Origin of the sequence: Ligilactobacillus animalis (assembly GCF_009933595.1) — a bacterium.
Lineage (GTDB): Bacteria > Bacillota > Bacilli > Lactobacillales > Lactobacillaceae > Ligilactobacillus > Ligilactobacillus animalis.
Window position 1 is genome coordinate 1,541,989 of record NZ_CP047141.1, and the last position, 14,208, is coordinate 1,556,196.

Annotated in this window: 13 protein-coding genes; 2 read left to right on the forward strand and 11 right to left on the reverse strand. The window is 41.9% G+C overall.

All coding sequences use genetic code 11. The features are described from left to right. Window positions 1-37 precede the first annotated feature (37 nt). Window positions 38-724, forward strand: a complete 687-nt coding sequence (locus GSR62_RS07545; protein WP_066023529.1) for a GntR family transcriptional regulator — start codon at window positions 38-40, stop codon at window positions 722-724. 714 nt (window positions 725-1,438) lie between these two features. On the opposite strand, the gene rpsI is transcribed toward GSR62_RS07545, so the two are convergent. The 6 genes from rpsI to GSR62_RS07575 form a co-directional block, all read right to left on the reverse strand. Further along, complete coding sequence (gene rpsI / locus GSR62_RS07550; RefSeq protein ID WP_004050245.1) at window positions 1,439-1,831, reverse strand: 30S ribosomal protein S9; 393 nt, start codon at window positions 1,829-1,831, stop codon at window positions 1,439-1,441. A 13-nt stretch (window positions 1,832-1,844) separates the two neighbouring features. Further along, the gene (gene rplM / locus GSR62_RS07555; protein WP_004050247.1) at window positions 1,845-2,288 is read right to left on the reverse strand and encodes a 50S ribosomal protein L13; all 444 of its coding nucleotides are present in this window, start codon (window positions 2,286-2,288) and stop codon (window positions 1,845-1,847) included. Window positions 2,289-2,440: 152 nt separating this feature from the next. After that, the gene (gene truA / locus GSR62_RS07560) at window positions 2,441-3,193 is read right to left on the reverse strand and encodes a tRNA pseudouridine(38-40) synthase TruA (RefSeq protein WP_004050249.1); all 753 of its coding nucleotides are present in this window, start codon (window positions 3,191-3,193) and stop codon (window positions 2,441-2,443) included. A gap of 9 nt (window positions 3,194-3,202) precedes the next feature. Continuing rightward, window positions 3,203-3,997 carry an energy-coupling factor transporter transmembrane component T family protein gene (locus GSR62_RS07565; RefSeq protein ID WP_066023530.1) on the reverse strand — a complete coding sequence of 265 codons (795 nt, stop codon included), beginning with the start codon at window positions 3,995-3,997 and terminating at the stop codon, window positions 3,203-3,205. Then, on the reverse strand, window positions 3,990-4,862 hold the full coding sequence (locus GSR62_RS07570; protein WP_066023531.1) for an energy-coupling factor ABC transporter ATP-binding protein: 873 nt from the start codon (window positions 4,860-4,862) through the stop codon (window positions 3,990-3,992). Before GSR62_RS07570 ends, GSR62_RS07565 begins: the two co-directional genes overlap by 8 nt. Continuing rightward, the gene (locus tag GSR62_RS07575; protein ID WP_010688163.1) at window positions 4,838-5,677 is read right to left on the reverse strand and encodes an energy-coupling factor ABC transporter ATP-binding protein; all 840 of its coding nucleotides are present in this window, start codon (window positions 5,675-5,677) and stop codon (window positions 4,838-4,840) included. The genes GSR62_RS07570 and GSR62_RS07575 overlap by 25 nt, the downstream gene beginning before the upstream one ends. Window positions 5,678-5,805: 128 nt before the next feature. Between GSR62_RS07575 and GSR62_RS07580 the strand changes: the two genes are divergently transcribed. Next, a complete protein-coding gene (locus tag GSR62_RS07580; RefSeq protein WP_066023532.1) occupies window positions 5,806-6,339 on the forward strand; it encodes an NADPH-dependent FMN reductase in 534 nt (177 codons plus the stop codon). Between the two features lie 44 nt (window positions 6,340-6,383). Here the strand turns inward: GSR62_RS07580 and GSR62_RS07585 are convergent, their stop codons facing one another. The 5 genes from GSR62_RS07585 to rplQ all read right to left on the reverse strand — a co-directional run bounded on the left by GSR62_RS07585 (window position 6,384) and on the right by rplQ (window position 14,198). Further along, on the reverse strand, window positions 6,384-7,028 hold the full coding sequence (locus GSR62_RS07585) for an SDR family oxidoreductase (protein ID WP_066023533.1): 645 nt from the start codon (window positions 7,026-7,028) through the stop codon (window positions 6,384-6,386). A gap of 14 nt (window positions 7,029-7,042) precedes the next feature. Further along, window positions 7,043-8,371 carry an FAD-containing oxidoreductase gene (locus GSR62_RS07590; protein ID WP_066023534.1) on the reverse strand — a complete coding sequence of 443 codons (1,329 nt, stop codon included), beginning with the start codon at window positions 8,369-8,371 and terminating at the stop codon, window positions 7,043-7,045. Between the two features lie 201 nt (window positions 8,372-8,572). Continuing rightward, window positions 8,573-12,754, reverse strand: coding sequence for a G5 domain-containing protein (locus GSR62_RS07595; RefSeq protein ID WP_161517662.1), 4,182 nt, complete (start codon window positions 12,752-12,754; stop codon window positions 8,573-8,575). A 108-nt stretch (window positions 12,755-12,862) separates the two neighbouring features. Further along, window positions 12,863-13,327 (reverse strand): YSIRK-type signal peptide-containing protein, encoded by a 465-nt coding sequence (locus GSR62_RS07600; RefSeq protein WP_066023536.1) that lies wholly within the window; start codon window positions 13,325-13,327, stop codon window positions 12,863-12,865. Window positions 13,328-13,814: 487 nt separating this feature from the next. After that, window positions 13,815-14,198, reverse strand: a complete 384-nt coding sequence (gene rplQ / locus GSR62_RS07605) for a 50S ribosomal protein L17 (protein WP_004050261.1) — start codon at window positions 14,196-14,198, stop codon at window positions 13,815-13,817. Window positions 14,199-14,208: the final 10 nt, after the last annotated feature.

Genomic DNA, 14,208 nt, shown 5'->3' on the forward strand with positions numbered 1-14,208 from the left:
TCATTATGCTATACTGAAATATGAGGTGAAATAGCATATGTTAAAACATCAAGTGATCGCAAACAAGCTCAAATCTTATATCGATGATAATCAACTTTCCCATGGAACTAAACTGCCCAGTTTGACCGAATTGATGGAAATGTATGGTGTGAGCAAAAACACGATGATGCAAGCACTTAAGAATCTCGAAAATTCGCATGTAGTCTACCAAGTTCAGGGAAGTGGGATCTTTGTCAGACGGCGCCAACGCCAAGATTATGATCCTTTATTTCAAAATACTGCTGGTTTTTTTGGTAATTTTCACGAACGGATCACCAACCGTGTCCTCGCTTTTGAAAAACTCCCCGCCGAACCTGAAATTGCTAAAAATTTACAGCTCCCAGTCGGCAGTTTGGTCTACCGCATTTTGCGGTTACAATATTTAGATGGTAAACCTTTTTGGCTAGAAGAATCTTTTTATGTTGCCGATCTCGTCGGTCATTTACCCGCTACTGTAGCAGAAGGCTCTATCTTTAGCTATTTACGCGCCCAAGGCCTAAAGATCGGTTTTTCGGATAAATACTTTGATAGTGTTTTGCTCGATGAAGCTCAAGCTAAATTACTAGACTTGTCCCCTAATAGTCCCGCTTTACGACTCGAAGATATTTATTATTTAAATGATGGGCGCATTTTTGACTATTCACGCACTTACTGCCAAGCTAAATTCTACGCCCAATCAAATTGAGCCAGCACGTTGTGGATCCCACGATGTGCTGGTTCTTTTGGTTGATCATATTTATATAATATAGACAACAATATTTCTGCAGATTAGCCATTTTTCTGCAGATCAATCTCTATCTTTTGTGATTCTTAAATCGGCTGTCCTTTGTTTGATCGTAGCAACTTCTTGCTTCAAAGTTCTATTACGTCAAATCTGATTTATTAATCATCTTATGGATCTATACAATACATCCCTTGGGAATATTCAACTTATACTTCTTATTCTCGAGTAAAGCTCTGATCAGAATTTCTCTCAATTCACTATCAGTTACACACATCTGAGCTATCGGTAACCTTTCACCAAAATGATCCATATAAACTCCCAACAACTCCCATGTTGTCTTTCTTTCCAATAAAAACCGCTTAATCTTTTTCAATTTTTAGCACCTAGCCATATCTTTCCTGAATTACTAGAAGTAATATAGCTTTTCCCTTCTTAATTTATTTACCACCATTAACATTCATTGCAAATATCACGATCATGAACTTTTTTCTGCAAGAGAAATAATAGCTTCACGATCTGACTAACACACTCCATTTTCTTTCTCCATGATATCCCTGATAATGGTCTACGGCAAATAAAATATCCCATAATCTTCTGAAAAGTCTAGGTCAAAACAAAAAAACGCATCTCCCACCGAAGTGAGAAATGCGTTTGAAACGTTGATATAACGCGATATTAACGTTTTGAGAATTGTGAAGCTTTACGAGCCTTCTTAAGACCTGGCTTCTTACGTTCTTTCATACGTGCATCACGAGTCAAGAGACCTGCACGCTTCAAGACACCGCGGAAGTCTGGATCTACTTCAAGTAAAGCGCGTGCGATACCATGACGTGTAGCGCCAGCTTGACCTGAGAAGCCACCACCGTTAACGTTTACCAATACATCATATTGGTCTTTTGTTTCTGTGGCAACGAATGGTTGAGCCATAACTTCGCGTAAGTTTGCAAATGGAATGTATTCTTCTGCAGATTTGCCGTTCATTGTGATCTTACCTGTACCTGGTACCAAGATCACACGTGCAACTGAGTTTTTACGACGACCTGTGCCGCGATATTGTACTTGTGCCAAATTCGTTTTCCTCCTAGATTAAGTTTGTGATGTCTAATACTTCTGGGTTTTGAGCAGCATGCTTGTGTTCTGCACCACGGTAAACGTGAAGCTTCTTAGCTTGTGCACGACCAAGAGTACCCTTTGGAAGCATACCTTTAACAGATAATGCGATCAATTTTTCTGGATCCTTTTCACGGTAGTCACCAGCTGTACGTTCCTTCAAGCCACCTGGATGGTTTGAGTGATGGTAATAGATCTTATCTGTTGCTTTACGACCTGTCAAAGCAACTTTTTCTGCATTGATGACAATCACAAAGTCACCTGTATCAACGTTTGGTGTGAAAGTAGGCTTGTTCTTGCCGCGTAAAACAGATGCTACCACTGTGGATAAGCGTCCCAAAGGAACATCTGTTGCATCTACGACATACCATTTACGTTCTACTTCGCCTGGTTTTGCAATATATGTTGTACGCACGTTTATTTCCTCCATTTAATGTATACATGTTTGACAAACAATAAGATTAACGGGGCTTACTGTGGGGCAAACAATACCAAATACTATATTACGATTTTTTTTAGGTATAGTCAATTATAACTTTCAATAAATCGTAAAATCAAGCTATTATTTTATTCATAATACACTTTCTTCAGATAAAGTCCACTTGCGGGTGCTGTTTCCCGACATTCATTGCGGTCTTTGACTTCGTACAAGCGTAAAAAATCATGGACTGGACGTTTACCATTTCCGATCTCTAACAAGGTCGCTACCATGATCCGCACTTGATTATACAAAAAGCCGTTGCCGTAGAATTCAAAGATCACTTCATTGTTTTCTTTGTCTTCTCTGACGGTAGCCTCATAGATCGTTCGGACATGATCTTTAGTTTGACTGCCTGAAGCTACAAAACTCGAAAAATCATGGGTCCCCACGACATCGGGCATCGCTTCTTCGATCCGCTTGATATCAAGGGGATATTTGTAATGTCCCGTGTAGAAACGTTTGAAAGGATCGGTAAACCACGAACGGCTGACACGGTACATATAGCGCTTGCCATGAGTGGTAAAGCGCGCATGAAAGTCATCACTGACGATCTTGCAGTCGATGACCTCACAATCAAGGGGCAACATTGAGTTTAACCCCTTGAGCATCCCTTCTGGTGAGATATCATGGGGAAAATCAAAGTGAATGACTTGCCCCAAAGCATGGACACCCGAGTCAGTGCGCCCCGAGCCATAGATCGTGATGTAGTCGTCAAATTTACTCATCTTGTTGAGTGCTTTTTCTAGAACTGACTGCACGGTCCGTTGCTTAGGTTGGGCCTGAAAACCCGCAAAATTAGTGCCATCATAGGCTAAAGTTATCATATAACGCTTCGTCATTAAAATTCCTCAATTTCTCAAAAATATCAAAGCAAGGGTCACTAGGAAAAAGAATACTAGCGCTAGCGTATCTTGTAAATGCCAAACTTGCAAACGATACTTGCTTCGCCCTTCTCCTCCACGATAACCACGCGCTTCCATCGCAGTTGCCAGATCTTCCGCCCGCGTCAAGGCACTGACAAATAAGGGGATCAATAGCGGGATCACGGCCTTTATCCGGGAGATCAAACTGCCTTCACTAAAATCGACCCCACGCGAGCGTTGTGCATTCATGATCTTAGTCGTTTCATCCATCAAAGTCGGCACAAAACGCAATGCGATCGACAACATCAAAGCGATCTCGTGCACTGGGACCTTTAGTTTCTTTAACGGTTGCATCAACGATTCAGTTGCATCCGCGATCGCAAGTGGTGTCGTTGTCACGGTCAAAAGTGTCGACATAAAAATGATCAACACAAAACGACAAAAGACATAAAAACCATTGACTAAGCCAAACTGTGTCAAGGTCAGTGGTCCAAATTGCCAATAAGTCGTGCCGCCACGGGTGAAGAAGACCTGCAAGAGGACTGTAAATAAGATCAGCCAGATCAACGGCATGACCCCTTTGACAAAATAACTCAGGCTGATCTTTGAAAGTAAAACACTGAGCAAGGTCACAGTTCCTAATAGCAGATATGATTGCCAGTTGTTACATAAAAAAATGATCAACACAAAGTAAAAACACAAGATCATTTTGGCACGGGGATCAAGGCTATGTACCAAAGAATCACCCCGTATATAACGTCCGAGTAATAATTTATCCATTTTCAGCCCCCTGTTCTTTTATTTTTGTCGCTAAAATTTGTGCTAATTCATGTTCAGTCAACGGTAGCTGCGCAAATTTCAATCCCCGTTCGACTAACCGCTGCGCAAATGCGGTCGTTTGTGGCAGATTTAAGTGATGTGCTTTTAGCCAGTCGGGATCAGAAAAGAGCTCAGCTGGTGTTTTATCGGCGAGCAAGCGTCCTGATTCCATCACTAAAACTTGATCGGCAAAATTAGCCACATCGTTCATTTGATGGGTCACTAAAATGATCGTCAATTTTTCTTTTTCATGAAGTCGTTTGAATAACGCCATCATTTCGGCACGTCCGCTCGGGTCTAGGCCTGCAGTCGGTTCATCTAAAACTAAAACTTTAGGTGACATCGCTAAGATCCCTGCGATCGCGACCCGACGCATCTGCCCCCCAGAAAGCTCAAACGGTGAACGCTCCAACACACTTTCATCTAAATTAACGAGTTTGGCTTTTTCACGCGCGATCTTTTCAGCTTCTTCAGCCGTTACCCCAAAATTTTTCGGTGCAAAGGCAATATCCTTTAAGACCGTCTCTTCAAATAGTTGAGCTTCAGGAAATTGAAACACGAAACCAACTTCTTGGCGCAACTTGGCCAACTCTTTATTTTTAGTCGCTGGCGTTATCACCTGCCCATTGACTGTCAAACGACCACTAGTAGGTTTTAAAAGTCCATTTAAATGCTGGAGCAAGGTGGACTTTCCACTCCCAGTATGTCCAACAATAGCGGTAAAACTTTGATCTTTGATCGTAAAGCTCACATCTTTTAGAGCTTGTTGGGCTAACGGGGTCTCGGCTTGATACGTATAGCTTAATTTTTCAAGTTGAATTGCCATAACCAGTCCACCAATTCCTTTTCTGTCAAATATTTTTCGGGTACTTTGATCCCCAGCTTAGCTAGCTCATGCTTCAACCGTTCGGGATAAGGTACATCTAACCCCACTTTACTCAATTCATTGCCCCGGGTAAAGATATTTTCTGGGGTATCATCATCGATCACTTTACCTTGCTCTAACACAATGATCCGATCAGCCAGAGCCGCCTCATCGATATCATGTGTGATCGAAATGACTGTAAAACCTTCTTCTTTATTCAAGCGTCGCATTAAAGCAACTAACTCGGCTCGGCCCTCGGGATCAAGCATACTGGTCGATTCATCGAAGATCACGATCTGTGGTCTAATCGCCAAGACGCCTGCGATCGCAACGCGCTGCTTTTGTCCACCCGAAAGTCGGACCGGTTCGTGTTTGGCAAAAGCCTGCATGTTAACAGCTTCCAAGGCTTCTTGAACATGTTGATGCATTTGTTCATAGGGTACACCTCGATTTTCCAAGCCAAAGGCCACATCCCCTTCAACATCTGCGCCCACAAATTGATTATCCGGATTCTGAAAGACCATCCCGATCTGATCTCTGATCGCCCAAATATTTTCTTCATTCAAAGGAAGACCGGCCACAGTTATCGTCCCCTCAGTTGGCGTCAATAGCCCATCGAGCAATTTAGCCAGAGTACTCTTGCCACTTCCATTATGGCCGATCAAAGCGACCCACTGCCCTTGTTCGATCGTTAAATCGATCTGCGACAATGTCTTTTTTTGACTCGCTTCATCGTACGCAAAGCTAAGATTTTTTATCTCAATAATTACACTCATTTAGCTTCCCCCACTGAAATTCTAGTTGCTAGTCTGCAACCCTTTAGGAATAATATACCACATTCTCACGTTTTAATTTGCCAATCTGAGATTTTACTTCTAAAATTAAAGTCACGAGGTGAAATTTTATGAAAAAAATCGGGATCATCATCGGTAGTACGCGTCCTGGGCGCCGGAGCCCCTCGATCGCTGAATGGTTCGCAAAAAATCTGCCTCAAGCTGAGCTGACTTACGATATCATCGATCTAGCTGATTTTGACTTACCCTTCTTAGATGAAAGTGAAATGCCCCAAACTGGTACTTACCAGCATGAGAAGACCAAACGTTGGAGTGAAAAGATCGCTGCTTACGCGGGCTTTATCTTCATCGTTCCGCAATATAACTGGGGCTATCCTGCGGTCTTGAAAAATGCGCTTGACTATCTCTATTGCGAATGGCAAGGAAAACCCGCTTGCTTAGTTACTTTTGGTGGACACGGTGGCTCCCAAGTCCAGATTGCCTTACGTTTAGTCATGCAAGGGCTCAAAATGCCTGTTCTTTCGGTAGCACCGATGATCACGCTCTCACCTAGTGCAAGTCCAAGTGAAGCCTTAAAGACTCTAAGTACATATGAACCTTTACTTCCAGCGTTAGCAGCTGAGTTCAAACGCTCTTTAAGCTAACTAAAAAGCCGACCGGTGCTGGTCGGCTTTTTAGTTAGCCATTACTATACGTTTGCCAAAGCTTGAGCGATCGGTGTATCACCACTGCTCATCATGATAACTTTTTTGCGTGTATTGTCATGTTCCAAGATCTCAGCTAAGGTCAAGGCCACATCTGGGATCGGATTTTTAGAAACTTTAGTCGCCCCGACCGTGATCTTACCTGTACCAGGTTCTTCGGTCAAAGCTGTTGGTTGTAAGATCGTATAATCTAAGTCCGTGTTATGCACTAGATAGTGGTCCGCAAAGAATTTGGCAATGTTATAATCCATGATCTGAGCTAAACCGTTCTCATGCCAAAATTCTGGTTCTAAGGCATGTAATGAGCTCAACATGATATAACGTTTGATACCATTCAACTCGGCTGCTTGCATCGTCTTGACAGCCCCAAAAGCGTCGGTCTGTAAGAGATTTTTACCACGTGAACCGGCTGTAAAGTAGATCGCATCTTGTTGACCGATCAATTCTGCCAATTCTTCTTTTGAAGCATGCAGATCTAATTTGACTGCAGTCACTTGGGGTGAATCCTTCAACGAGACATTTTCCGGATGACGCGCAGTTGCGGTTACTTGATGCCCCTTAGCAACTAGCTCTTTGACCAATTCTGATGCAACTCGACCAGTAGCACCGACTACAAAAATTCGCATTATATAATTACCTTACTTTACTTTAAAACATCATTGAGCGCTTCACTCATCGTTGGATGGGTATAGATCTGATCACGCAACATTGTGTATGGTAATTTAGCATTGATCGCCAAACTGAGCAAATTGATCAACTCGTGTGATTCTTTAGCATAGATCGTAGCCCCTAAGATCAAGTCAGTTTCAGGATCGACTAAAACTTTAAAGAGTCCCCGAGTATCCTTTAAGACCCGGGCCTTAGGAATAGCTGCAACTGGTAACTTGAAGAGCTTATATTCGATCCCTACTGCTTTAGCTTCTTTTTCATTTAGACCAACTTTAGACAATGGCGGTTCGATAAAGACGCTATAAGGCACATTTTTACGATCACTGATCCGACGTTTGCCAGCGCCAAAAAGTTCATCTTTAATGATCCGGAAATCATCTAAAGAGATATAGGTGAATTGCAACCCACCTTTAACATCCCCGATCGCCCAGACACCAGGAACACTGGTATGCAATTGATCATCAACGACCACTGTTCCACGTTCATCCAATTTGATCGCGGTATTTTCTAAGCCTAGTTCGCTAGTCCGCGGTTTACGTCCCGTCGCAGCTAAAACTTTATCCGCTGTTACGGTATGTTCACCATCGTTTTCATAGACGATCTCAACTTTATCCTCAAGGTCGCAAACTTCTTTGATCTTGACACCCAACTTAAAGTCGATCCCCAAAGCACTCAAGTCATCAAAGACCATTTGGGAAATATCATCATCTTCTCTTGGAATAAACTTATCTGATGCATCCAAAACTGTGACCTTAGCACCATAATTGGCAAACATGCTAGCAAATTCAAGCCCGATATAACCAGCACCAATGATCACCAATTCTTTAGGCAATTCACTTTGATCCATCGCACCAGTTGAATCCAATAGATACTTGCTATCTGCTAGACCTGGGATCGGTAATATCACTGGTTCAGCTCCAGTATTGATAACGATCCGTTCCCCTTCAAAATCTAGGGTCTCACCAGCAGGCGTCGTTACTGTGACTACATGGTCTGACTTGAACTTAGCGGTCCCATCTAAAACACGCACAGTCGGTTCGTCAGCCAACATGTGGTAATTCTTATCCCGCAAGAAAGCTGTCATCTCATTTTTACCAGTAACAGCTTGACTGAAATCAGCCTTTTTCTCAGCTTCAATGATCAAGCGTTTGGAGGGTAAGCAACCGATATTGATACATGTTCCCCCATACATCTGGTCAGAACGTTCGATCACTAAAACTTCCTCGCCTTTAGTTGCCAAAGTCTTGGCTAAAGTTTTACCACCCTTACCAAAACCGATAATAATATTTTTTACCTTTTCCATTTTCACTCCCACTTTCTTTTACTTACTACTCTTGATTATACAAACATTTTCCAACTTGTCACGAAACATGCTTACAAATTGTAAGTTTGATAAATAACCACTCTCATACTGAAGTTACCGCTTTCGTTTTGCAAAAGCAATTTTTTTGCCTAAATACTAAAAAAATCAGCACCCATCCAGGATGAGTACTGATCTTTTCAACTATTTGATTTGACGTTTACGACGTCCGACAGCTAAAAGTCCAGCTCCCGTAAGTCCGAGCAAGCCAAGTAGCGATAAGTTATTTTCGTTGACATCCCCAGTTTGTGGTAATTCAACTTTTGGTTGCGCTTTAGGTGTTTCCACCTTAGCCACTGGTTTTACTTCGGGTTGTGGTTCTTCTACCTTAGTCCCTTGTTTGACCAATTGAGTAACTGGTGCGATCACTTCTTCAGTTTCTTCAGCGATCAATTCACCGGTCTCTTCATCAACGCGATAAGTTATGGTCTTGATCTTTTGTCCTTTTTCCCCTGCTTGTACAATGACTGTCGTCCCCACTGGTAAGGTCGGATCGGCTTCACATAAGATCGTGAAATCGAGTTCTTCGACTACTACCTCTGGCTTGGTCCCGACCAAAATGATCTCAGTTACTGGTTCTTTAGTTACTGTACCATTTGGATGTTTGATACCTACTTGGCCTGGGATCGCTACGACTCTTTCCCCTTTAGCTAGTGACTCATCGCCTTTATAGCGTGTTTGGTATGGGATCTGTGTCTCTTCACCACTACCACGCTTGATCACACGGTCGATTGCTGCGATCGTTTCAGTCGCAACACTTGAACTTAATTCACCCGTTTGTTCATTTACCGCAAACGTTGTCGTTTCGATCGTCTTACCCGCTGTGCCTGGAACTACGATCACTTCTGGATCATCTTTTTTCATCGTTGGATCGTCTTGGTAGATTACTTGTGGTTCAATTGCTGTTTCAACTACAACCGGTTTAGTCCCAACTAAGATCAGTTCAGTTACTGGTTCTTTAGTTACTGTACCATTTGGATGTTTGATACCCACTTGACCGGCTACTTTGACTGCTTTTTCACCATTTGTCTTGGTTGCATCAGCTTTATAGCGCGTTTGATATGGGATCTGCGTTTCTTCACCGCTACCACGCTTGATCACACGATCGATCGCTTTGATCATTTCAGTCGCAACACTTGAACTTAATTCACCCGTTTGTTCATTTACCGCAAACGTTGTCGTTTCGATTGTCTTACCTGCTGTGCCTGGAACCACGATCACTTCTGGATCATCTTTTTTCATCGTTGGATCATCTTGGTAGATCACTTGTGGTTCAATTGCCGTTTCAACTACAACTGGCTTAGTACCCACTAAGATGAGTTCAGTTACTGGTTCTTTAGTCGTTGTACCATTTGGATGTTTGATACCTACTTGACCAGCGACTTTAACGGCTGTTGTGCCATTTGCCATTGTTTCATCAGCTTCATAGCGTGTTTGGTATGGGATCTGATTTTCTTCACCACTACCACGCTTGATCACGTGGTCGATCGCTTTGATCGTTTCAACGGCTGTACTTGAGCTTACTTCACCCGTTTGTTCATTGACAGTAAAGGTCGTTGTTTCGATCGTCTTACCTGCTGTGCCTGGAACCACGATCACTTCTGGATCATCTTTTTTCATCGTTGGATCATCTTGGTAGATCACTTGCGGCTCAATCGCAGTTTCGACCACGACTGGTTTAGTCCCAACTTCGATCACACGAGCAACCACTTCGGTCAAGACCTTACCATTTGGATGAACGACCCCATCGACCCCAGCCACGACTTCACGTGTCGTCTTATTTGCTAACTCGACATTAGCAACATATTTGGTTGGCTTAGCTACAATAGTCGTCTTACCAGTCCCGCGTTTTACGATCTGATCGACCGCAGGAGTCGTTTCGACTGTTGGTTCTAAAGCTGTTACCGCCCCAGTTTTGCGATCAACTTTATATTTAGTCGTCGTTACTTGTTTACCAGCCTTACCAACTTGTTCGATCACTTCTGGATCAGTTGGTAAACTCATTGGATCAGCCGTGTATAAAGTCGTAAAATCTAGCGTCTTTTCTTCGACCGTTGGCTTGGTCCCAACTAAGATGATTTCGGTAACAGCAGCTCTAGTGACCACCCCATTTGGTTGCAAGACACCATTTTTACCTTTAACTTTGATCTCTTGTTTGTTTAAGTCTAATTTTTCACTTGCTTGATAAATTGTTGTATATGGGAGCGAAGTTTCTTTACCCACACCACGTTTGATCTGATGAGTTATCGGTTTAGCAGTGATAACTTCTTGCGGTGGCTGGGCAGTCACTTTACCTGTGTTTAGATCGAGCGTGTAGTTGATCGTCGTCACTTTTTGGCCAACCTTACCCTCAACCAAGACAACTTCTGGGGCATCGGCCCGCATCTTTTCATCAGTCACGTAAATCGTTTCAAATGGGATCTCTTCTGAAGTCGAAGTTGGTTTCGTCCCGACTTCGATGATCTCATTTGTTGGTGTTGTAACTTCAAAATGAGCTTTTGGTTGCACATTTGTTGATAATTTAGCTACTGACGTGCCATCTGCAGTTACGTTAAATTCGATCGCACGTGTTTGTGTTGCTTTACCTGCAAAAGCATAGCTGACTTCGATCGGCGTATCATCTTTCGGTGTATATTCATCCTGAACTTTACCAGCAGCTACTTTAAGATCTTTTACCTCAGAGCCAACTTTTAATTGAGCAGATGTGATCTGCAATTCACCTGATGGATCAGCGATCGCGATCGTCAATGGCTTATATACGATCGTTGGGATCAAGTTTGGTGTCACACTGAGCAATCCAGCTTGATCATCCAATTTGTATGGCATCTTAGCTTTTTGAAAGGCTTTTTCCGCAAAACCAAACTTTTTGAATTCCTGTTTGTTTTGGCCGGTATTTCTGATCGAGATCACCCGTGAACCAGCTTTATTCAATAGATTTACCAAAGCTTTATTATTGATCAAAGAATTCTCATTTTCTGTAAAGAGGTCAGTCTCTAAACGAATTTCTGCATTTTTAAGATCCTCATCGGAAATATTAAACCGTGCTGGAATTTGATCAGCTGTGATCGTGCCAATGCTTTCTAATGGTTTGATCGCTGTATCTTGTCCTTTGACCGAATAACTTGCTTTAGCATCATCAAATTTTTCTGGGATCCGCAAAGCACTGATCCAAAGTAACTTGTCGCCATCTTCCATCTTATCCCAGAGTGGTGCTAATTTAGAAACGTCAGTCGATAGATACATATCGACTACACCACTATTTTCAACTAAAACGACGATCAATTGTGGCTCTCTTGTCACACTAGCTTCAGTTTTTGGACTAAAGGTCGCCGTAGCTGTACCATTTACTGGGTCATAGACCTTAGTCGAAGCACCTTTTTTACCAGCTTGAATGACTTTCGTTTCACCCGCAGTAAGGTTCTTATTTTCACGATATTCTGTTTGGTAATTGATCTCACCACTTGGTCCGTGCTTGATAACTTGATTGACTGGATCGGTCACCTTCACTGTTTCTTGGGTCGTTAGTTCACCAGTCTGTTCATTTAAAGTATATGTTTTTGTCGTCACTTTTTGACCTGCGACCCCTGCCACCGCGATCACTTCTTTATCTGTGACCTTCATGGTTGGATCTTCTTCGTAGACCGTTACAAATGGAATGGCTTCAGTTGTAGTTTCCGCCTTAGTCCCGACGCGAACGATCTCTGCTTCTGGTTGTTTGGTGATCTCTTCACTCGTTTTAGCAACGAATTGGTTATTTGCCCCTAGAACATGTGTCGTAATGACTGTTTTTTGCCCTGAAACACCCTTTTTCTCCACTTGACGTTGGCCCCCGAGCAGTTCTGGATCTGCTTTATATACGGTTTCATACGGTACTTCTACTTGTTCTACTTTATCAGCCGGTGCTTCTAATTCCTGGATCACATCATTATAGGCTTTAGAATCAAATTTATTAGTTGCAACTAAAGCGTTATTGATAAAAGCTTGGCCCTGATGCTTAGCTGGGAAAGGTTGGCCATACCCTTGATTAGCCGTAGCGATGTATATATTGAAGGAAGTCACTTTATTTAAACGACCTGAAATATTGACCGTAAACTCGATCAGGCTTTCTTCGTTAGGTCTGACCTTAACATTTTTGGAATAATAGTAACCATCTCCAGTCAGTGCAACAGAAGTGCCATTTACTTTGATCGAACTTGGCAGTTCATAATTAGAATTACTGGTCAACTCGATCGAGATCGGTAATTCTTTACCTGTTTTTGCACTTGGGACATATTTAACTTCTACACGAACGACTTCAGATCTTGTGGTATGTTTTTTCTTATCCACATAACCATCCATCGCCGTTACTTCAGCACCACCATTTTTAATCGCAACTTGACTATCTAAGCTATAAACTTTAACTTCATTAGCTTTAGCCGCTCTAAATCCTGAACTTTAGCTGTATTCGTTTTCAACAACAGGAACTGAATCTGCCTCATTAGTTACTGTTTTTGCCTCTGTATTTGCTGACGCTTCAGGAGCTTCAGTATCGACCACTGAGTTTTCTGTTTCCGCTTGAATAGCTGGAGCTGGTGTCACAGAAGTTTCAACTGGTGTTTCTGTATCCTCGACTGTCTCTGTTTCGGTGTTTTCCGGCATCGTTTCAGTCACTTCGGTCGATGCTTCAGTAGATTTTAAAGTATCATTCTCAGATGTCTCTTTTGTATCGTCAGTTTCTGTCATTGTCACTGCGGGATCAACCTGAGTATCCGCTGACGCACGATCCACTCCTGTATAGGTGGCAAACATAGTACCTACCAAAACAGACGCTACCCCTACACTCAATTTCTTTATTTTAAAACGTTGCTTTTTAGCAGATAGTTTTTGGTTAGATAATTTATGATTATTTTTTGAAAGCATTTTTTCCTCCAATTGATCTGACCTTAAGTTATCATTCTACAATTTAATATTAAATTTTTACTAAGCAAAAAACAATTTAAATTATGAAAATCTAAAGGTTATCTTCTAAAAAAACGTTTTTATCCAGCAAAAGATTAATTTTTTTATCTAATGCCTTAATTTAACGATTTACATTTAAAAAACGGTTTTCTCAAATAGCTAAAAAACGCCTAATAATAAAGTTTTAGTCCGCAAACTCCTAAATTCAAACATAAAAATTTTAAGTTATATAAACTAAAAAAGAGTGCCCTAAAAAAGGCACTCTTTTCATCGTTATTTAAGATTTATACCAAAAAAATGAAGATAATAAAAAATCACTTTTTATAACGAAGGTTTCACAGATCCAACACCTGCTACTTAGGACTAGACTCGGTTTTACCCAACATCGTAACGCCCAGTTATCGCTATAAAAGTGACACTAGTAATATTCGTCGCTAATAATTAAAAATTAGTCGACCAATTCAAGAACAGCCATCTTAGCTGCATCGCCGCGGCGTTCGTTCATCTTGATGATACGTGTATAACCGCCGTTACGGCCTTCAAAACGAGGTGCAACTTCTTCAAACAACTTTTGCAATGCTGTTTGAACAACTGCCTTATCGCCATCTTCTTTAACGTCTGCAACAACATCCATCATGAATGCAGCAGCACGACGACGAGAAGCTAAATCACCTTTTTTACCCAAAGTAATCATCTTTTCAGCAGTCTTACGTACTTCTTTAGCACGTGTTTCTGTTGTAACGATACGACCGTTAACGATCAAGTCAGTTGTCAAGTTGCGTAACATTGATTTACGGTGTGCGCTTGTGCGACCTAATTTACGGTAAGCCATGAACAGTTCC